This window comes from Streptomyces sp. NRRL F-5122, assembly GCF_001507435.1.
In the GTDB taxonomy this organism is placed as follows: Bacteria; Actinomycetota; Actinomycetes; order Streptomycetales; family Streptomycetaceae; genus Streptomyces; species Streptomyces lannensis.
In genome coordinates this window covers 54,114-73,983 of sequence record NZ_LMWH01000105.1, presented here as the reverse complement: position 1 = coordinate 73,983, position 19,870 = coordinate 54,114, and the positions used below count along the sequence as shown (strand labels likewise).

Below are 19,870 nucleotides of genomic sequence, written 5' to 3'. Positions count from 1 at the left end.
CCATGGTGAAGATCACGGATGTGGCGCGGCACGCGGGTGTGTCGCCCAGCACCGTCTCGTACGCGCTGAGCGGCAAGCGCCCCATCTCGCAGATGACCCGGCAGCGCATCGAGTCGTCCATCCGCGAATTGGGCTACCGCCCGCACGCCGGCGCGCGGGCGCTGGCCAGCAGCAGGTCGAACGTTCTCGCGCTGGTCGTCCCCCTGCGGGCCGGCATCCATGTCCCGGTGGTGATGCAGTTCGCGGTGTCGGTGGTGACCACCGCACGCGGCCACGACCACGACGTGCTGCTGCTCACCCAGGAGGAGGGCGAGGAGGGGCTCCGGCGCGTCGCGGACACGGCGCTGGTGGACGCCCTGATCGTCATGGACGTCCAGCTGCGCGACCCCCGGCTGCCGTTGCTGCGGTCACTCGACCGGCCCTCGGTGATGATCGGGTTCCCGCAGGAGCCCGACGGTCTCACCTGCATCGACCTCGACTTCAGGGCGGCGGGCGAGCTGTGCGTGGAGCGGCTCGCCCGGCTCGGCCACCAGGTCGTGGCGCTGGTCGGCTCACCGCCCGAGGTCTATGTGCGGGAGACCGCGTTCGCCCAGCGGGTGGTGCAGGGGTTCACGGCATCCGCCGACCGCAACGGGATGTCGTCCTGTGTCCGTCCGTGCGAGGCGGCGCCGGGTGCCGCCCGCCGGGTCGCCGAACGGCTGCTGAGCGAACAGCCCGCGCTGACCGGGGTCGTCGTCCACAACGAGGCGGTCCTGGAGCCGCTGATCGAGGCCTTCGAACAGCTGGGACTGCGTGTCCCAGGCGATCTGTCGATCATCGCGATCTGTCCCGACGAGCTGGCCGAGTCCCTGCGCGTCCCGGTCACCTCGGTCGCCCTGCCGTCCGCCGAGCTGGGCGCACGGGCCGTGGAACTGCTGACGAAGAAGCTGGACGGCGCGGCCGTCTCCGAGGCGACGCTCCTGCCGCCGCGCCTGACGGACCGCGCCAGCACCGCACCACGCAACGCGTCCTGAGACCCCTCACCTGCACGGCCCTACTCGAAGGAGCCCTGAGATGAAAGGCACCGAAGGAAGACGCAGAACCACCCTCGTCGTGACGCTCGCCCTGATCGCGGGGCTCGGCGCCACCGCACCCACGCACGCCGACGGCCCTGCCTATCCCTTCCGCGACCCGCGCCTGCCCGTCGACCGGCGCGTCGAGGACCTGCTCTCCCGCCTCACCCCGGACGAGAAGATCTCCCTGCTCCACCAGTACGAGCCGGCCGTCCCACGGCTCGGCATCCAGGCGTTCCGCACCGGCACCGAAGCCCTGCACGGCGTGGCGTGGCTCGGCAGGACGACCGTGTTCCCACAGGCGATCGGGCTGGCCTCCACCTGGGATCCGGCGCTGATCCGTCAGGTCGGCTCGGCGGTCGGCGACGAGGCGCGCGGCTTCCAGCAGGAGCGCCCGGCCGGCTGGGGCCTCAACCTGTGGGCGCCGGTGGTGAACCTGTTGCGCGACCCCCGCTGGGGCCGCAACGAGGAGGGCTACTCCGAGGACCCCTACCTCACCGGGTCCCTCTCCACCGCATACGGCGCCGGCCTGACCGGCGGCGACCCGGACCACCTCAAGACGGCGCCCACGCTCAAGCACTTCCTCGCCGACAACAACGAGGTGCGGCGGGACACCACGTCCTCCGAACTGCGCCCGCGAGTGCTGAAGGAGTACGACGAGCAGGCCTTCAAGCCCGCGATCGAGGCGGACGCGGCGACCGGGGTGATGTCCTCGTACAACCTCGTCAACGGCCGGCCGAACACGGTGAACCCGGCCCTCGACGACACCGTGCGCAGCTGGACCACACGGGATCTGCTGAACGTGACGGACGCCTTCGCGCCGGGGAACCTGACCGGCAGCCAGAAGTACTACGGCACCCAGGCCGAGGCGGACGCGGCCGCGCTGAAGGCGGGCATCGACAGCTTCACGGACAACGACACGGACTCGGGACCGACCACGGCAGCGATCAAGTCGGCACTGTCCACAGGCCTGTTGAAGGAGAAGGACGTAGACGAGGCCGTCGGGCACATCCTGAACATCCGGGTCCGTCTCGGCGAGTTCGACCCGGGCGGCGGCCCGTACGGTGACATCGACGCGTCCGTCATCAACAGCACGGCCCACCGGACGCTGGCGCGCAGAGCGGCGACCGAGGCGACCGTGCTGCTGAGAAACGACGGGACGCTGCCGCTGCGGAAGTCCGGGAGCGCCGCGGTGGTCGGCCCGCTCTCCGACACCCTCTACACCGACTGGTATTCCGGCACCCTGCCGTACGCCGTGACTCCGAAGGACGGCGTCGCGGCCGAGCTCGGCGCTCCGGTGGCCGGCAGCGAGGGGGTGGACCGGATCGCGCTGAAGGACACCGCGACCGGCCGGTACGTGACGGCGGGGAACGGTGACGCCGGCGCGGCCCTGAAGGAGACGGCGGACTCCGGGGCCGGCACACAGTTCGACGTGTTCGACTGGGGCTCGGGGATCGTGACCCTGCGCTCGGCCGCGAACGGCAAGTACGTGGGCTACAACGGGTCGGGCTTCGTCAACGACCAGGCACAGCCGAACGGATGGTTCGTGCAGCAGCAGTTCGCGCTCGAGCGGCAGAGCGACGGCACGTACCTGCTGCGCTACGCGGGCTACGAGACCGGCGAGTCCTGGTGGACGAGCCCGGTCTACCTCGGCCCGGCCGGCGCCGACGGCACCCTCGGCCTGGTCGGCAAGGACAAGGCCGCGCACTACGCCAAGGACGTCGTGCGCGACGGCACCGCCGAGGCGGTGGCGGCGGTGAAGGGCAAGGACACGGCGGTCGTCGTGGTCGGCTCGATGCCCGCGATCAACGGGCGCGAGGCCCACGACCGGACCGACATGGCTCTTGCTCCGTCGCAGGAGGCCCTGGTCAGGGCGGTGCGCGCGGCCAACCCCCGGACGGTCGTGATCGTCGAGAACAGCTATCCCACCACTCTGGGCGCCCTGCAGAAGGAGGTGCCGGCCCTGCTGTGGACGTCCCACGCGGGTCAGGAGACGGGCCACGCCCTCGCCGATGTGCTGTACGGCGACGCAAACCCGGCGGGCAGGCTCACCCAGACCTGGTACCGCTCGGAGTCCGATCTGCCGTCGATCCTGGACTACGACATCATCAAGTCCGACCGCACGTACCAGTACTTCGAGGGGAAGCCGCTGTACCCCTTCGGGTACGGGCTGTCGTACACGTCCTTCCGCTACGGCGAGCTGAAGCGGGTCCCCGACGGCTACGAGGTGGCGGTGACGAACACGGGCCGGCGGACCGGCGACGAGGTGGTGCAGCTCTACCTCCACCAGCGCACCTCCCGCGACCAGCAGCCGCTGAAGCAGCTCAAGGCGTACTCGAGGGTGTCGCTGAAGCCGGGCGAGACGAAGACGGTCCGGCTGGCACTGCGCACCCCGGACCTCGCGCACTGGGACGTCACACGCTCGAAGTGGGTCGTCGAGACGGCGGCGTACGACGTGATGGTGGGCGCGTCGTCGGCGGACATCCGCGCACGGACGTCGCTGAAGGTGCGGGGGGAGACGATCCCGCCCCGTGACCTCTCCCGGACGACCCGGGCGGAGAACTTCGACGACTACCGGGGGATCAGCCTGGCGGACGAGTCGAAGGCGCGCGGAACGGCGGTGCGGGCGACGGCGGAGGGGTCGTGGCTGAAGTTCGCGGACACGCTCCTGGGGCCGGGCACGGACGGGTTCGCCGCGCGCGTCGCCGGTGCGGCGGGCACGGTGGAGGTCCGTCTCGGCTCCCCCACCGGCACACTCGCCGGCACGGCGCACTTCGAGGGCACGTCGTCGCCCTACGCCTACGAGACGGTGAAGGCGCCGCTGACGACCGCGGCGAAGGGGCGCCGGGACGTGTACCTCGTCCTGCACGGAGATCTTCGCCTGTCGACGTTCAGCCTGCGCTGAGGTCCACGTACCGGACCCGGCCGGGAGTGTGGGGTCGGGTCCGGCCTCGCACGGCCGGTCATCAACGCCGTCCGTGGAGCGGGGAGGCGCACCCCGCTCCACAGGCTCGTTCCACAGGCTGCTGCGACGACAAAGGCCCCGCTGTCCGGGAACAGCGAGGCCTTGCCCACATGGGGTAAGTGGAGATGGCGGGAATCGAACCCGCGTCCAACGGTGCGGAACCAGGGCTTCTCCGTGTGCAGTCCGCTTCGTTTTTCTCAGCCCCGGAGATCACGCGGACAAGTCTCCGACGGGCTCAGTCACTGTTTGGTTTCCCTCTTCACCCCGTGACCGGGATCAAGGTTTAGTCCCCTAGCTGATGCCAGGATCCGGGTCGGGAACAGCCCCGGGCTGACACTCCCTGTTTAGGAGGCTCGCTCTGCTGCCTTATCAGGCAGCGAGGGCGAAGGCCTGCTGGGAGGAATCGCGCTTGGTATTGGCGATTATTTTTTTCGGCCTGTGGTTTACGAGATCATGGCCGCTTCCTCGACACGCTTCCCCTGCTTCGACAACCGCTGTCGAAACCGATCATCCCCATGTTGATTTTTCAATCCTCGCACCGGTTGTGCGGTGCAGCCGCCATCGTACGTGATCGACGCACCCCGATGCCAGCGTATTCCCGGCGGCCACCCCGCCGTGACTACAGGTTCAACCGCGCGCGGGACCCGGTCATTCCCCGGCTCAGGCCTGCTGCCGGCGCCGGACCGCCGAGATCGCCCGATCCGTCTCGCGGCGGTCCTGCTTCTCGCGCAGCGTCTGCCGCTTGTCGTACTCCTTCTTGCCCTTCGCCAGCGCGATCTCGATCTTGGCGCGGCCGTCCTTGAAGTACAGGGCGAGGGGCACGATCGTGTGACCCGTCTCCTGCGACTTCGACTCCAGCTTGTCGATCTCGTCGCGGTGCAGCAGCAGCTTGCGCCTGCGGCGGGCACTGTGGTTGGTCCAGGTGCCCTGGCTGTACTCCGGCACATGCACGTTGTGCAGCCACGCCTCGTGCCCGTCCAGCTGCACGAAGCCGTCCACCAGCGAGGCCCGCCCCTGGCGCAGCGACTTCACCTCGGTGCCCATGAGGACGAGACCGGCCTCGTAGGTGTCGAGGATGTGGTAGTCGTGCCGCGCCTTCTTGTTCTGCGCGATCAGCTTGCGCCCTTTTTCCTTAGCCATAGTGCCCACCATTTTCGCACTACGGGGGGCCGTGGAGGAAAGTGCATTACCGGGAGCGCCGGGCTCGCTACGAAGGGTCTCCCAGACCGCTGAGCACCGTCTCGGCCCGCTTGAGCACCTCGCGGTCGGTCACGAGATCGGGAGTGATGCCGTGGCCGTCGACGCCGCGACCGGAAGGGGTGCGGTAGTGCCCGACGGTCAGCTCCGCGACGGAGCCGTCGGGGAGGCGGCTCGGCATCTGGACCGAGCCCTTGCCGAAGGTGCGGGTGCCCACGACGACGGCCCGGCCGCGGTCCTGGAGGGCACCGGTGAGCAGTTCCGCCGCGCTCATCGTGCCGCCGTCGACGAGCGCGACCAGAGGTCTGGTGGTGTCAGCGCCGGGGTCGGCGTGCAGGGCGCGCTGGTCGCCGTTCACGTCGTACGTCGCGACGAGGCCCCCGTCGAGGAAGGCCGAAGCTGCGGTGACCGCCTCGGTGACCAGGCCACCGGAGTTGCCGCGCAGGTCCAGGACGATCCCGGCGCCCTTGGGCGCCTCGGCGACGGTTCTGCGGACGAGGTCGCCCGACCCCTTGGTGAAGGCGGCGATCCTGATCACGACGACCCGGTCGGTGAGCCGGCTCACCGACACCGAGTCCGTGGACAGCCGGGCCCGGCGCAGTTCCCGGTCCCAGCGGTGCGCGCCACGCTGCAGGCCGAGCCGGACCCGGGTACCGGCCTGTGCCTCGTCGGCGTCGCCGCGCAGGAGGGCGACCACCTCGGTCACGGGCCTGCCGTCGACGCCCTTGCCGTCGACACTGCGCAGCCGGTCACCCGTGCGGATACCGGCGACTGCCGCGGGCGAGCCGGGCTGGACCCGGGTCACTTCGATCCTGCCGTCCCGCTCGCGCCGTGCGGACAGCCCGACGCCCGTGTACTGGCCGTCGAGGGCTTCTTCGAACTCCTGGTACTCGCCCTGGGAGTAGACGGCGCTCCAGCGGTCGCCGCTGCGGCTCACGGCCCGTTCGGCCGCCTCCATGGGGGACTTGCCGTCCGCCATCGCCCTGGCCGCCGCCTCCGTCACGGTGTCGTCCTCGGCGGTCAGTGTGTCGGACCCGGCGGCGGCGGACTTGCCGGCGGACTCGTCGAACGAGCCGGTCGCCGCGCCCGCCACGAGGACGCTCGCGAAGACCAACGTCAGCGCCGCCCCGCGGCGGATGCGGCGGGGCTGACAGAACGGGTCACGGCCTGACATGCGGGTGAGTCTAGGACAACCCGCGGGGCGGTACCGGCCGTTGCCCGTACCGCCCCGTTGTCGTGCGTCACACCTTCAGGTACTTGCGCAACGCGAAGAATGCGGCCAGCGCCGGCATCAACAGGCTCGTGGCAAGTATCAGCGGCAGCTTGGTCAACACGGCGTCCCAGCCGATGAAGTTGATCAGATTCAGCTTGTGGGACAGATCCAGACCGTGGTCGATGATGAAGTACCGGGCGACCACGAGGAATCCACAGGCGACCGTGCCTCCGATGAGCCCGGCGACCGCGGCCTCCATGATGAACGGCGCCTGGATGTAGAAGCCGGATGCGCCGACCAGGCGCATGATGCCGGTTTCCCGGCGACGGCTGAACGCGGAGACACGCACCGTGTTGACGATCAGCATCAGCGCGACCACCAGCATCATCGCCATGACCGCGCGTGCGGCCCAGTTCATGCCGTTGAGCAACCCGAAGAGGTTGTCGAGGATGCCCTTCTGGTCCTGCACCGACTGCACGCCGTCGCGGCCGTTGAAGGCGCTCGCGATGACCTGGTACTGCTCCGGGTTCTTCAGCTTGATGCGGTACGACTCCTGCATCTGGTCCGGGGTCAGCGAACTGGCCAGCGGCGAGTCGCCGAACTGCTCCTTGTAGTGCTTGTAGGCCTCGTCCTGCGACTCGTAGGTGACCTTCTGGACGACGGTGGTCATCTTGTCCAGGTCGCCGATGATCTGCTTCTTCTGCTCCTCGGTGACCGCACCCTTGGAGCAGTTGGGGTCGGACTCCGCGTCGCTCTTGTTGCAGAGGAAGACGGAGACGTTGACCTTGTCGTACCAGTAGCCCTTCATCTGGTTTACCTGGTCGCTCATCAGGAGTGAGCCACCGAAGAGGGCCAGGGAGAGGGCGACCGAGACGATCACCGCGAAGGTCATCGTCAGATTGCGGCGGAGACCGACACCGATCTCCGACAGAACGAACTGGGCGCGCATGGCGTCTGCTCAAGCCTTTCCGTGGATCTCAGTGCTGATAGCCGTAGACGCCGCGCGCCTGGTCGCGGACGAGGCGGCCCTTCTCCAGCTCGATGACGCGCTTGCGCATCTGGTCCACGATGTTCTGGTCGTGGGTCGCCATCACCACGGTCGTGCCCGTCCGGTTGATCCGGTCGAGCAGTTTCATGATGCCGACGGAGGTCTGCGGGTCGAGGTTGCCGGTGGGCTCGTCGGCGATCAGCAGCTTGGGGCGGTTGACGAAGGCCCTGGCGATCGCCACACGCTGCTGCTCACCACCCGAGAGCTCACCGGGCATGCGCTCCTCCTTGCCGCCGAGCCCGACGAGATCGAGCACCTGGGGCACCGACTTGCGGATCTCACCGCGCGACTTGCCGATGACCTCCTGGGCGAAGGCCACGTTCTCGGCGACCGTCTTGTTCGGCAGAAGGCGGAAGTCCTGGAACACGGTCCCCAGCTGCCGGCGCATCTGGGGCACCTTCCAGTTGGAAAGGCGGGCGAGATCCTTGCCCAGCACATGCACCTGCCCGGTGCTGCACCGCTCCTCGCGGAGGATGAGCCGCAGGAAAGTGGACTTTCCGGAGCCGGAGGATCCCACGAGGAACACGAACTCGCCCTTCTCGACCTCCAGGGACACATCCCGGAGGGCGGGGCGGTTCTGCTTGGGGTAGACCTTGGACACGTTGTCGAATCGGATCACGGATGCACCACTGGCCGTTGGGGTAGGTGACCGTGACCATACGCGAAGCAGGTGTGCAAGCGCAGTCGCCGGTCTGGGTTGCACGAGAGTCGCACCTTTTGTCCCTCACCGGCGCGAGGAGCGCCGTGGAAGGAGTGCGGCGGAGCGCGCGAGCGGCCCATGGACCGCCGATGACCGCAAAGGGGACGGAACCGCCCCTGGGGGAGCGCTTCCGGGCCCAGTCCATCAGGGTCCCGCGCCGAAATTCACGGAACCTGGCACAGTGGAGTGGGAACGGTTGCGTTCCCGGAAACGTTGTGTACGTGAAAGCGGCACAAGGAGGGCGAGGCGCATGACGTACGACCGATTGGTGTGCGCGAACTGTGCGGCGCCCGTCAGTGAGGGTCGCTGCCCCGTATGCCGTGCCAGCCGACAGCGGCTCCAGCAGGAAAACCCCTGGTCGGGGCTGAACCCTACGGCACTGATCGTACTTGTCGCCGTACTGATCGCGGCGGTGGCGCTGCTGGCGCACCAGACGGTGTAGCCCGGCGGGGCGCCGCAGAGCGCACTCTGGAACGTACGGGAAGGGCCCGGGGCGGCAGAACGCCCCGGGCCCTTCGTACGCGCTTCTCACGCCCGCGGACGGGCTTGTGCGCCCGTCGATCAGGCGACGGTCCCGCCACGGCCGCTCACGAGGCGCGGCAGCACACGGAAACCGATGCCTCCGACGATCATCGTGGCGGCACCGACCAGCAGGATCGCGGTCTCGCCGGCACCGGTGTCGGCCAGTTCCTTGCCCTCGCCCTTGTCGGCCGGGGTGGAGGACCCGGTGTCGGTCAGGGCGGAGGACCCCTGGTCCTGCGGGACGGCGTTGTTGCCGTCGGGGCTCGTCTGGTCGCCGCCGGTGCTGCTGCCGCCGGAGTTGCCGGAACCGCCGGTGCTGCTACTGCCACCGGAGTTCCCGGAGCCGCCGTTGCCGTTGCCGCCGGAGTTCCCGGAACCACCGTTGCCGTTGCCGCCGGAGTTCCCGGAACCACCGTTGCCGTTGCCGCCGCCGTTGCCGGAACCGCCCTCGGTGGTGCCGGTGGACGTGCCCGCCGAGGTACCCGTGGAGGTGCCCTCGGACGTACCCGTGGACGTGCCCTCCGACGTACCCGTGGAGGTGCCCTCGGACGTACCCGTGGACGTGCCCGTCGAGGTGCCCTCCGACGTACCGGTCGAGGTGCCCTCCGACGTACCGGTCGAGGTGCCCTCCGACGTACCGGTCGAGGTGCCCTCGGACGTACCCGTGGACGTGCCCTCCGACGTACCGGTGGACGTGCCCACGGAGGTGCCCTCCGACGTACCCGTGGAGGTGCCCTCGGACGTACCCGTGGACGTGCCGACGCTCGTGCCGCCGTCGGTGTCCCCGTCGCCCGTGCTCACTTCCACGGCAAGCGGGCCCGCCTCGATGCGCGCGTCCAGGGCGGAGGCCGCACCCGCAGCGGTCAGCGAGGCGCCCGCGGCTATCACCGCACCGGCGGCTATCCGCGCCACGCGGATCCGCGTCTTCTTGGTCATCTTCCTGTTACCCCCTGTAGCTGATCGTCATCGGAGCAGCGCACGGGGGCCACGACGTCGGGGACGGCGGTACTGGAACCCCCCGGTTCTCAAACGCCCCAGTGATGCGCATGCCGCGCTTCACCCTTCCGAGTTTTCACAGCAACGTCAAGGTCGTTGCGTGCGCGATGTCCCATTGCTGATCGTTTGACGGAGACGCCGCCCTGTGAGTGTGATGCAAAACCCGGACATCGGGTCACGGAAATGGCAACTGCCCCCGCGCGGGGGGCAGTTACCTTTGGACAGAAGGCCGCTTTTCGGCCGCGGCGACGACGTCCGTCGTCCGGTCTACTTCTCCTGCTGCTTGCGCCAGCGAATCCCGGCTTCGATGAACCCGTCGATCTCGCCGTTGAACACGGCCTCGGGGTTGCCGACTTCGTGCTCGGTCCGCAGGTCCTTGACCATCTGGTACGGGTGCAGGACGTACGAACGCATCTGGTTGCCCCAGGAGTTGCCGCCGTCACCCTTGAGGGCGTCCATCTTGGCCTGCTCCTCCTGACGGCGCCGCTCGAGGAGCTTGGCCTGCAGGACGTTCATCGCGCTGGCCCTGTTCTGGATCTGGGAGCGCTCGTTCTGGCAGGTGACGACGATGCCGGTGGGGAGGTGCGTGATCCGCACGGCGGAGTCGGTCGTGTTGACGCCCTGGCCGCCCGGACCGGAGGACCGGAACACATCGACGCGGAGGTCGGAGTCGTCGATCTCGACGTGGTCGGACTGCTCGACGACGGGAAGGATCTCCACGCCCGCGAAGGAGGTCTGACGCCGCCCCTGGTTGTCGTAGGGGGAGATGCGGACCAGCCGGTGCGTGCCCTGCTCGACGGAGAGGGTGCCGTAGGCGTACGGCGCCTGGACGGCGAAGGTCGTGGACTTGATCCCGGCCTCTTCCGCGTACGACGTGTCGTAGACCTCGGTCTTGTAGCCGTGCTGCTCGGCCCAGCGCAGGTACATGCGCTGGAGCTTCTCGGCGAAGTCGGCGGCGTCGACGCCACCGGCCTCGGCGCGGATGTTCACGAGCGCCTCACGGGCGTCGTACTCGCCGCTGAGAAGCGTCCGGACCTCCATCTCGTCCAGTGCCTTCCGCACCGCGGTGAGCTCGGACTCGGCCTCGACGCGGGTGTCCGGGTCGTCCTCGGCCTCGGCGAGCTCGAAGAGCACCCCGAGGTCGTCGATCCGGCCGCGCAGGGCCTCGGCCTTCCTCACCTCGGACTGGAGGTGGGAGAGCTTGCTGGTGATCTTCTGCGCCTCGTCCGGGTCGTCCCACAGGGACGGCGCGGCTGCCTGCTCCTCGAGCACGGCGATGTCTGCCCTCAGCCTGTCGAGGTCCAGAACGGCCTCGATCGACTCCATGGTCGAGGAGAGGGACTTGAGCTCTTCGGATACATCGACGACTGCCACGCATCCAGCGTAACGGCTCCGCCAGGCGGTGAACGCCGGGTGACCGCCGGTTACGGAAAGGCCGGGCGCCGGGGCCGGTGCGGGACCCGCGCCGCCCCCGCACCGGCCGGAAGCAGTGGGGCGGGACGTCGGCGGTCACGCGGGCGCCCGCCGTCAGGGGGACGCCGGAGCCGAGTTCGGGGTCGCCGGGGGCTGCCCGTCGTCGGCGTCGGACGTCGCGAGCCACGCCCCCACCCCGACCGCCGCCAGCAGGGCCGCCGTCACCGCGCCCAGGACGAGCCGGCGCCTGCGGGTCTGCGCGCGATGGCGGGCCGATCCCGGGCGCGGGGCGCCCGCGGCCCGGGGCGCGCGGGCCGTGCCCCGGGCGCCGCCGGCCAGCTCGTCCGGCGCCGGCACCCGCATCGAGGTGTGGGTGTCCCGGTTGGAGTCCGGCTTCGCGCCCGGCACCAGAGGGACGGACCCGCGGCGCTCCCGGGCCGTGGCCCGCTCGCCCGGCACCACCGCCTCGTACGGCGGCTCCTCGGCCGGCTCCGCATCGGGTTCGTCCACGTCCAGCGGCGGCATCCCGGTCAGCATCGGCACCTGCTCCCGCAGCCGCGCCGCGAGCTCCGACGCCCGCAGCCGCGAGGCGGGGGCCTTCGCGAGGCACTGCACGATCAGCTGCCACAGCTCGTCCGGGATGCCGGGCAGGGGCACGACGGTCTCGGTGACATGGCGGCGCAGCACCGCGCCCGGGTGCCCGCCGCCGAAGGGCGTGAAGCCGGCCAGGAGCTCGTACAGGACCGTCGCCAGCGCGTAGATGTCCACCGCGGCCGTGGGCGGCAGCCCCTCCACCAGTTCCGGCGCGAGGTAGTCCGGAGTGCCGATGATCTTCGTGGCCCGGGTGCGGCGCGGTGAGTCGATCAGCTTGGCGACACCGAAGTCGGTCAGCAGCGCGGGGTGGGCGCCGCCCGGGCCGAGCGGCCCCTGCATGTCCAGCAGCACGTTCTCCGGCTTCACGTCCCGGTGCACGACCCCGGCCGCATGCGCCGCCGCCAGCCCGTCCGCCACGTCCGCGACGATCGCCACCGCGGCCTCGGGCGCCAGGCGGCGCTCGCGGTCCAGGCGGGTCCGCAGATCGGTGCCCCGGACCAGGTCCATGACCAGCGCCAGGTCGTTGCCGTCGACCACCAGGTCCCGCACGGCGACGACGTTCGGGTGGTCGAGCCCCAGCAGCGCCGTGCGCTCCTGGACGAAGCGGCCCACGAGCTCCTGGTCGGACGCGAGGTCCTCCCGGAGCAGCTTGATGGCGACGGGCCCTTCCGGCCCCTCGCCCAGCCACACCGTGCCGGCGCTCCCCCGCCCAAGGATCTGGTTCGCGGTGTACCGGCTGCCGATCTTCCGTGCCAAGACTGCTCCTACTGGGACGCGTGTTGCCGACGCTGCGCCGTTCCGGGTCGGTGATGCCGCGGCGGATGCCGCGGATCCCCGGACCCGGTCGACAAAACTACGCGTCCGGGGCCGCAACCTTCACCGCCAAGGCGGAAATCACCCGTCAGGTGTCGACAAATCCCCAAGCTCGAAGGGTTCTTGGGCTCTCCGACCCCCTCGTTCAGGACGTGCCGCCGCCCAGTTTCCCGATCCAGCCGGTCACGTCGGAGAACCACTGGCTCAGCTGCGCCCAGTACGACTTCGACGTACCGATCCACTCCTGGAGCGGGCTGAACTCCCAGACCAGCCACCCGGCCACGAACAGGATGACGATCGTGAACAGGCACCCCTTCAGGCAGCCGAGTCCCGGGATCTTCATCGGGTTGGCGCTGCGCTGCCGCGGCTCGCGCGCCGGGCGCGGGGCGGGCTGCCGGGGCTGCTGCGGCGCGGGCGCGTACCGCTGCGGCTGCTGCTGGGGCGCGTACTGCTGACGCTGGGGCGCGTACTGCTGGGGCTGCTGCTGCGGGTAGCCCTGCTGCTGCGGATGCCCGTACCCGGGCCCGGACTGCCGCTGCCCCTGCTGAGGCCGGGCGACCTGCCGCTGCGGCCGGCGGCGCAGCGGGTCCTGGTCGGGGTCGAGGTACGCCTGGACCTGCGTCTGCTCGTTGCGGTCGCGGGCCGCGCGCAGCTGCGTCTGCCAGGGGTGCGGCTGCTCCTCCTGCCGGGGCTGACCGCCCGGCTGGTGCTGCGGCACCGGCGGCATCACGGTGGTGGGGTCCGCCGCGCCGGTGCTCGGCAGCACGGTGGTGGGGTCCCCGGCGCCCGGGGTGTTCGGCAGGACGCTGGTCGCCGCGTTCGGGTCGTATCCGGCGGCGTTGTGCGGCAGCACCTGGGTGGGGTCGGCGGAGCCCGGGACGCTCGCCGGATCGGGGTCCGGGGCGAGCAGCGCGCCCACCCCCTCCGCGGCGGCGATCTGCGCGGAGTTCGCGTGCACGCCGACCCCTTCGGCGACGACCCGCAGTGCCCGCGCCAGGTTCTCGGCGCTGGGCCGCTCGTCCGGGTTCTTGCGCAGGCAGCGCTCCATGACCGTCCACAGCGGGTCGGGCACCGTCGAGGGGCGGCGCGGTTCGGCGCTCAGGTGCTGGTGGAGCACCTCAAGGGCCGACCCTCCACCGAACGGAGGACGCCCGGTGACCAGCTCGTACATCAGGATGCCGGCACCGTAGATGTCGACGGCGGAGGTCTGCGGGCGGCCCTCGGCCGACTCGGGTGCGACGTATGCGGGCGTGCCCACGAACTCGTGCGTGCGGGTGAGGCCCGGGGAGTCCGCCAGCCGGGCGATCCCGAAGTCGGTCAGCATCGGGTGCATCCGGCCGCTGTCCTGCCGCAGCAGGACGTTCGCCGGCTTGAGGTCGCGGTGCACTACGCCGTCCGCGTGACTCGCGGCCAGCGCGTCGGCGATCTGCGCGGTGAGCAGGGACGCGGCGACGGGGCTGAAGGGCCCGTTGTCACGGAGGTAGCGGTGCAGGTCGGGGCCGTCGACGAGGTCCATGACCAGGGCCAGCAGATCGCCCTCGACCACCAGGTCCCGCACGCGCACGATGTTCGGGTGGGTCAGCCGGAGCAGGACGGACCGCTCCCGCAGGAACCGCATCACGACGTCGGGGTCGCTCGCCAGCTCCTCCTTGAGGACCTTGATCGCCACGGTCTCGCCGGGCTGCCCCGCGACGGCCGCCTCGGCACCCGCGGTCTCCCGCTGGCGGGCTCGCCAGACGGTGCCCGTGGCGCCGCGTCCGAGCGGCTCCTCGAGCAGGTACTTGCTGCCTACCGGCCGCACGTCATGCGCTCCCTGCTGCTTGCTTGTCCGGACCGTCCACCCGTTCTAAGGGTGGTCCGACCCACTGTAGTGCCGCAGATCCTGGCACCGGGATGTCGACGGCTGTGCGTCCGCCGCCTTTCACAGCCATGGACGTCTGCGGACACTCCGCCGTTCCCCGGTTCACGTACCCGGGTCCCACGGGTCCCCGCGTCCCTTCCCGACCGCTCCATGGAACGTACGTACGCGAGGCACGTGAATGTTCGATATTCGGTCGTCGACGGAAAGACGCTCGCTGCGGCGCACATGGTTGCCAGGACCGGACGTGACCGATCTCAAGCGGACAGGGGCCGTGCACTGGTCAGGCACTTTTGCGGGCAGAGCCGACCAATCAAGATCACTTGACGGCGGGCGGCGGGCGCACTGTCGGTGGCAGGTGCGAGGATGCAACCCGTACTGGCCGATGTGCTCGTGCGCGGTGGGGGGAAGGTCGCGGTCGGGACCGTGACGCGGCTCCCTTTTCCGGCCTCGGGCGCCCGTGCAGAAGGGACCGCTGACGGCGATGCAGATCCGGCTGACCGTCGTAGACCCGCTGGGACCGCCCCCGGAGTCCCGGGCACGCGCCGCGCGCTGCGATGTGCTGGTCACCGCTCCCGCCGGGACGGCGCTGGCCGCGGTCGCGTCTGGCCTGGCCGCGGCGGCCGGCTCGGGCGAGGGTCCCTCGGTGCTGTACGCGGGCGCGGAGCGGCTGGACGCGCAGCGCTGCACCCTGGGTGAACCGCCACTGCTGGACGGCGCGGTACTGACCCTCGGCGCCCCCGCGGATCCGGGCCCCGAGCCCGACGCGGACGCGCCCCAGTTGCACGTGGTCGCGGGCCCGGACGCGGGCGGCGTCCATCTGCTGCACGGCGGTGCCATCCGCATCGGCCGCTCCGCCGACGCGGACGTCCCGCTGGACGACCCGGACGTCTCCCGGCTGCACTGCGCGATCACGGTCACCGACGACGGCAGCGTCTCGGTCACCGACCTGAACTCCACGAACGGCACCGTGCTCGACGGCAGCCCGGTGGCCGACCGCCCGGTGCGCTTCGCCCCGGGCGCCCTGCTCCGTATCGGCGAATCGGCCCTGCGGCTGACCCTGCCGGGCCGGGTGCGCCCCGTGGGCACGGCACCGGACGGAGAGGGCCGGGTACGCGTCCTCGGCGAGACGGACACCGAGAGCCCGGCGCCGGCCGCGCGGCCGGCATCCGTGCCCCCCGCACACCAGGGGAACGCCACGGCGGCTGGTTCCGGCACCGCCGACCTCACCGGAACGGGCGGCGGTCCCGCCGGCGCCCGGCGCACCGGTCCCGCCGGCGGCCTCGCGGGCGACACGCATCACGGGTTCGGTGTCACGGCCTGGGGCGCCGCGGACGCGGCCGGCTCGGGCGCCCAGGAGCACGGGGCCGTGGAGCCGCCCTCCCCCGCGTTCACGGACCCGCTCCAGCCCCGGCACCCGCGGAACGCGGACGGCACCCCGACGGCTCCGGTCGTTCCGGGGCAGGGCGGAGCCCCCTCGATCGAGAGCCGGGACCTGGCTGGCGAGAGCACACGCAAGGGCACCCCACCGCGCGGCACGGACGTGCCCGCGGGGCTGCGCAGGCGCGGCTTCACCGCGTGGGCGCGCAGGCTGACCGGCGGCCGCGGAGACCAGAGCGGCATCGGAGCAAGGGCGTACGACGCGGACGCGGGTGCGCCGGCGCCCGCGTTCCTGGCGGCCGCCGCCCCGGAGAAGTGGCCCGACCCGGCATCGCTGCTGCTGGCCGTCCTCGGCCCGGGTCCGCGGTTGTGGGAGCGCGGACCAGGGCATCCGGAGACGCTCACCGTGCGGCTGGGCACGGCCGACCGGGCGGCCCCGGACGGTTCGGGACTGCTGCCCGCCGTCCCCGTGACCGCCGGACTGCGCGAGGTGGGCTCGCTCGGCCTCGCGGGGCCCCGGGAGCGGCTGTCCGGGCTGGCCCGTGTGGTGATCGCGCAGCTCGCCGCGCTGCACTCCCCCGACACGCTGGAGCTGGTCCTGATCAGCGCGGACCGCTCCCGTCCGCTGGAGGAGCGCACCGCCGACTGGTCCTGGCTCGGCTGGCTGCCCCATCTGCGCCCGGCCCATGGGCAGGACTGCAGGCTCCTGCTGGCCTACGACCGCGAACAGGCGGCGGCACGCACGGACGAGCTGCTGCGCCGCCTCGAGGACCACCTCACCGACCAGGACGGGCTCACGGGTCCCCCGCACGGAACCGCCCCGGACGGTCCGGCCGGCGAGCCCCGGGGCCTCCCTCCGCACCCCGCCGATCCGGTCGGTCCCCAGGACGCCTCACCGCGCGGTGCCGCCCGTCGCCCCTCCTGGGCGCGGGAGGACGGCCCCGCGGGCGGCGCGTTCCCCGGGCCGTACACCGTGGTGATCGTCGACGGGGACCCCGGCGGTGCCGCCGTGCGCGAGGCCGTGGCGCGGCTGGCGCAGCAGGGCGCGCGGGCCGGGATCCATGTGGTCTGCCTGGCCGAGGCGCCTCCTGCCTCGCCCGCCTCGCCGATGACGGCGACCTTCGAGGCGGCGTGCGCCGTCTCGCCCGCGTTCCGCGAGTGCGGGGCCGTGGCACTGCTGAGCGGCGACGTGGCCACGGCACTGCGCCTGCTGCGGGTCGCGCCGGGTGAGGGCGCGAACGCCGCGCTCGGACTCCGCGCCCCCGTGGGTCACGGCACGGTCGCCGCGGTCGACGCGGTGTCCCCGGCGTGGGCCGAGCGGTTCGCGCGGGCCCTCGCCCCGCTGCGTACCGACGGCGGCGGTGACCGGCACACGCGCGTCTCGGCGCCGCTGCCCCAGGCGGCGCGGCTGCTGGACGAGTTGGGCCTGGCCAGGGCCACCCCGGCGTCGCTGATGGCGCGTTGGGCGGATGCGATGGACGACACCCAGGCGCCGGGCGGACGTGTCTGGGCCGTGCTCGGCGCCGGGCCGCGCGGCCCGGTGTGTCTGGACCTGGCGGCGGAGGGGCCGCATCTGCTGCTGGAGGGACCGCCCGGCAGCGGCCGTACGGAACTGCTGCGCTCGATCGCCGCGTCGCTCGCGTCGGCCGAGCGGCCGGACCGGCTCGGGATCGTGCTGGTCGACGGCCGTGACTGCGGGACCAACGGCAACGCCGGCGGAGACGGCCTGCAGGCCTGCCTGGACCTGCCGCACGTCACGACGCACCTTGCGGCCAACGACCCGGTGCGCATGCGGGACTTCGCCCAGTCGCTGACCGCCGAGCTGAAGCGGCGGGCCGAACTGCTGGGACGGCTCGGCTTCGCCGAGTGGCACGCGCGCCAAGGGGTGTCGGGCCGCATCGGGCCGCAGCGGACGGGGAGTTCGGACTCCGGCGACCTGGACACGCCGCCGAGCACCACGCTGAGGCTGCGCCCCGCGGCGACCCGGCAGCGGACGGAGCAGGTGCCGCCGCCGGCGCGGCTGGTCGTGCTGGTCGACGACCTCGACGCGCTGCTGTCACCGGCGCTCGGCTCGCCGGGACGCCCGGCGGCCGGATCGGTGGTGCGCGCCCTGGAGGCGGTGGCCCGTGAGGGCAATCGGCTGGGCGTGCATCTTGTCGCCGCCGCCGCCCCCGGTGGGCGGACGGCGCAATGGGAGCCGGCCCGGACGGCCGCACTGCGGATCGCGCTCGAGGAGGTCTCCCCGGGCACGGACGAACCGGCGCCCGGACGTGGGCGGCTGACAGGGGCGGACGGCAGGGTGACGCCCTTCCAGGGTGGGCGGATCACCGGCCGCATCCCCCGCACGGCGACGCTGCGGCCCACGGTCGTCCCACTGGAGTGGCAGCGCATGGGCGACCCGCCTGCCCGGCGTCCCGTCCGCGAACTGGGCAACGGCCCGACGGACCTGGCCCTGCTGGCGAGCGCGCTGGAGCGGGCCGCACGTTCGGTGTCGGCGATCGAGGTGCCTTCGCTGCTGTGACGCCGGGGGCCCGTGCCCGGCCTGTACCGAGTCGCACCGGGCCGCATCGTTGACGGTACGTCACGACGCGGTCACGATCGCGGGGTTGACAGTGCAGGCGCTCTTGCCGACCCGAAGGACCCCGCGTAGACCGGAGCGCACGGGACAGCACTCGAACGTTCGACGAGGAACGAAGAACGGGGCAGTGATGCACAGCACTCTTCGTATGCGCAAGTCGCCGAAACAGCCCACCCACTCGACCCGCAGAGCCGCGCTGACCGCGGCGGCCGCCTTCCTCGCCGGGGCACTCGCCCTCACCGGCTGCGGCGGCGGCAACGACAAGAGCAGCGACGACAAACCGAGCGCCGACGGCAAGGAGAGCGGTTCCACCGTCACGCTCCCCGAGCTGAAAGGCCAGAGCCTGGAGGTCGCCGCCGTCTGGACCGGTGGCGAGCAGAAGAACTTCAAACAGGTCCTCGCGGAGTTCGGGAAGCGCACGGGCGCCAAGGTCACCTTCGTGCCCGCCCAGGACCCGATCATCAACTTCCTCGGTTCGAAGATCGCCGGCGGACAGCCGCCGGACGTCGCGCTGCTCCCCCAGCCCGGCGCCATCAAGCAGGCCGTCGACAAGAAGTGGGCGAAGCCGCTCGGCCCCGAGGCCCAGGCCGAGCTGAGCAAGAACTACTCCCAGGGCTGGCAGGACCTCGGCAAGGTCGGCGGCAAGCAGTACGCCGCCTACTACAAGGCCGCCAACAAGTCCTTGATCTGGTACAACGCGAAGGTCTTCGAGAACGCGGGAGCACAGGAGCCCAAGCGCTGGGAGGAGCTGATGACGGCGGCCCAGGCCGTCTACGACTCCGGGGTCACCCCGTTCTCCGTCGGCGGCGCCGACGGCTGGACCCTCACCGACTGGTTCGAGAACGTCTACCTCTCACAGGCGGGACCGGACAAGTACGACCAGCTCGCCCAGCACACGATCAAGTGGACCGACCCGTCCGTGAAGGAAGCGCTGACCACGCTCGCCCAGATCTGGGGCAGGAAGGACTTCGTCGCGGGCGGCGCGAACGGCGCGCTGCAGACGGAGTTCCCCGCATCCGTCACCCAGGCCTTCACCGGGGGCGACCAGCCCAAGGCCGGCATGGTCTTCGAGGGCGACTTCGCGCAGGTCAACATCGCGGAGACCAAGGCGAAGATCGGCACGGACGCGAAGGTGTTCCCCTTCCCGGCAGTGGGCGGCCAGGCACCCGTGGTCTCCGGCGGCGACGCGGCCGTCGTCCTCAAGGACTCCGAGGCGGCCCAGGCACTGGTCACCTTCCTGGCCTCGCCGGACGCCGCGACGATCCAGGCGAAGCTCGGCGGCTACCTCTCGCCGAACAAGTCGGTCGCACTGTCCGCCTACCCCAACGACGTGCAGCGGAAGATGGCCGAGGCACTCGTCTCGGCCGGCGACAACTTCCGTTTCGACATGTCCGATCAGGCCCCGCAGGCCTTCGGCGGCACGCCCGGCAAGGGTGAGTGGAAGGACCTCCAGGACTTCCTGAAGAACCCGAAGGACGTCGCGGGGACCCAGGCGAAGCTGGAGAAGGACGCGGCGGCGGCATACGGAAGCGGGAGCTGAT

At 71.4% G+C, this 19,870-nt stretch carries 13 protein-coding genes and 1 other RNA gene; 5 read left to right on the top strand and 9 right to left on the bottom strand.

The window, feature by feature from the left end; genetic code table 11:
- Positions 1 to 2: 2 nt before the first annotated feature.
- Both ADL25_RS12720 and ADL25_RS12715 read left to right on the top strand, forming a co-directional pair.
- Positions 3 to 1,013: a LacI family DNA-binding transcriptional regulator gene (locus ADL25_RS12720; protein WP_059127801.1), complete on the top strand. Its 1,011-nt coding sequence runs from the start codon at positions 3 to 5 to the stop codon at positions 1,011 to 1,013.
- Positions 1,014 to 1,053: 40 nt separating this feature from the next.
- Positions 1,054 to 3,957 carry a glycoside hydrolase family 3 protein gene (locus ADL25_RS12715; RefSeq protein WP_059127800.1) on the top strand — a complete coding sequence of 968 codons (2,904 nt, stop codon included), beginning with the start codon at positions 1,054 to 1,056 and terminating at the stop codon, positions 3,955 to 3,957.
- 177 nt (positions 3,958 to 4,134) lie between these two features.
- Here the strand turns inward: ADL25_RS12715 and ssrA are convergent.
- The 5 genes from ssrA to ftsE form a co-directional block, all read right to left on the bottom strand.
- Positions 4,135 to 4,532: a transfer-messenger RNA gene (gene ssrA / locus ADL25_RS12710) on the bottom strand.
- Positions 4,533 to 4,677: 145 nt separating this feature from the next.
- Positions 4,678 to 5,157: an SsrA-binding protein SmpB gene (gene smpB, locus ADL25_RS12705; protein WP_059127799.1), complete on the bottom strand. Its 480-nt coding sequence runs from the start codon at positions 5,155 to 5,157 to the stop codon at positions 4,678 to 4,680.
- 67 nt (positions 5,158 to 5,224) lie between these two features.
- The gene (locus ADL25_RS12700) at positions 5,225 to 6,388 is read right to left on the bottom strand and encodes a S41 family peptidase (protein WP_059127798.1); all 1,164 of its coding nucleotides are present in this window, start codon (positions 6,386 to 6,388) and stop codon (positions 5,225 to 5,227) included.
- 67 nt (positions 6,389 to 6,455) lie between these two features.
- On the bottom strand, positions 6,456 to 7,376 hold the full coding sequence (gene ftsX, locus ADL25_RS12695; RefSeq protein ID WP_059127797.1) for a permease-like cell division protein FtsX: 921 nt from the start codon (positions 7,374 to 7,376) through the stop codon (positions 6,456 to 6,458).
- Between the two features lie 28 nt (positions 7,377 to 7,404).
- A complete protein-coding gene (gene ftsE / locus ADL25_RS12690) occupies positions 7,405 to 8,094 on the bottom strand; it encodes a cell division ATP-binding protein FtsE (protein ID WP_059127796.1) in 690 nt (229 codons plus the stop codon).
- Between the two features lie 331 nt (positions 8,095 to 8,425).
- Here ftsE and ADL25_RS12685 point away from each other — a divergent pair, with 331 nt between their 5' ends.
- Complete coding sequence (locus tag ADL25_RS12685) at positions 8,426 to 8,617, top strand: hypothetical protein (protein ID WP_059127795.1); 192 nt, start codon at positions 8,426 to 8,428, stop codon at positions 8,615 to 8,617.
- Between the two features lie 119 nt (positions 8,618 to 8,736).
- Here the strand turns inward: ADL25_RS12685 and ADL25_RS12680 are convergent, their stop codons facing one another.
- The 4 genes from ADL25_RS12680 to ADL25_RS12665 all read right to left on the bottom strand — a co-directional run bounded on the left by ADL25_RS12680 (position 8,737) and on the right by ADL25_RS12665 (position 14,314).
- A complete protein-coding gene (locus ADL25_RS12680; RefSeq protein WP_059127794.1) occupies positions 8,737 to 9,633 on the bottom strand; it encodes a hypothetical protein in 897 nt (298 codons plus the stop codon).
- A gap of 327 nt (positions 9,634 to 9,960) precedes the next feature.
- Entirely contained in the window at positions 9,961 to 11,067 is a 1,107-nt protein-coding gene (gene prfB / locus ADL25_RS12675) for a peptide chain release factor 2 (protein WP_059127793.1), read from the bottom strand.
- A 153-nt stretch (positions 11,068 to 11,220) separates the two neighbouring features.
- The gene (locus ADL25_RS12670) at positions 11,221 to 12,456 is read right to left on the bottom strand and encodes a serine/threonine-protein kinase (protein ID WP_059127792.1); all 1,236 of its coding nucleotides are present in this window, start codon (positions 12,454 to 12,456) and stop codon (positions 11,221 to 11,223) included.
- Positions 12,457 to 12,658: 202 nt separating this feature from the next.
- A complete protein-coding gene (locus ADL25_RS12665) occupies positions 12,659 to 14,314 on the bottom strand; it encodes a serine/threonine-protein kinase (protein WP_059127791.1) in 1,656 nt (551 codons plus the stop codon).
- A 541-nt stretch (positions 14,315 to 14,855) separates the two neighbouring features.
- On the opposite strand from ADL25_RS12665, the gene ADL25_RS12660 reads away from it, so the two are divergent.
- Together ADL25_RS12660 and ADL25_RS12655 are read left to right on the top strand one after the other, a co-directional pair.
- On the top strand, positions 14,856 to 18,272 hold the full coding sequence (locus tag ADL25_RS12660; RefSeq protein WP_059127790.1) for an FHA domain-containing protein: 3,417 nt from the start codon (positions 14,856 to 14,858) through the stop codon (positions 18,270 to 18,272).
- A gap of 187 nt (positions 18,273 to 18,459) precedes the next feature.
- On the top strand, positions 18,460 to 19,869 hold the full coding sequence (locus ADL25_RS12655; RefSeq protein WP_059127789.1) for an ABC transporter substrate-binding protein: 1,410 nt from the start codon (positions 18,460 to 18,462) through the stop codon (positions 19,867 to 19,869).
- Position 19,870 lies beyond the last annotated feature (1 nt).

What these genes read in the sequence shown, in the direction of transcription:
- ADL25_RS12720 (WP_059127801.1), top strand. Translation starts at nt 3, where the DNA reads ATGGTGAAGATCACGGATGTGGCGCGGCACGCGGGTGTGTCGCCCAGC.
- ADL25_RS12715 (WP_059127800.1), top strand. Translation starts at nt 1,054, where the DNA reads ATGAAAGGCACCGAAGGAAGACGCAGAACCACCCTCGTCGTGACGCTC.
- smpB (WP_059127799.1), bottom strand. Translation starts at nt 5,157, where the DNA reads ATGGCTAAGGAAAAAGGGCGCAAGCTGATCGCGCAGAACAAGAAGGCG.
- ADL25_RS12700 (WP_059127798.1), bottom strand. Translation starts at nt 6,388, where the DNA reads ATGTCAGGCCGTGACCCGTTCTGTCAGCCCCGCCGCATCCGCCGCGGG.
- ftsX (WP_059127797.1), bottom strand. Translation starts at nt 7,376, where the DNA reads ATGCGCGCCCAGTTCGTTCTGTCGGAGATCGGTGTCGGTCTCCGCCGC.
- ADL25_RS12685 (WP_059127795.1), top strand. Translation starts at nt 8,426, where the DNA reads ATGACGTACGACCGATTGGTGTGCGCGAACTGTGCGGCGCCCGTCAGT.
- ADL25_RS12680 (WP_059127794.1), bottom strand. Translation starts at nt 9,633, where the DNA reads ATGACCAAGAAGACGCGGATCCGCGTGGCGCGGATAGCCGCCGGTGCG.
- ADL25_RS12660 (WP_059127790.1), top strand. Translation starts at nt 14,856, where the DNA reads ATGCAGATCCGGCTGACCGTCGTAGACCCGCTGGGACCGCCCCCGGAG.
- ADL25_RS12655 (WP_059127789.1), top strand. Translation starts at nt 18,460, where the DNA reads ATGCACAGCACTCTTCGTATGCGCAAGTCGCCGAAACAGCCCACCCAC.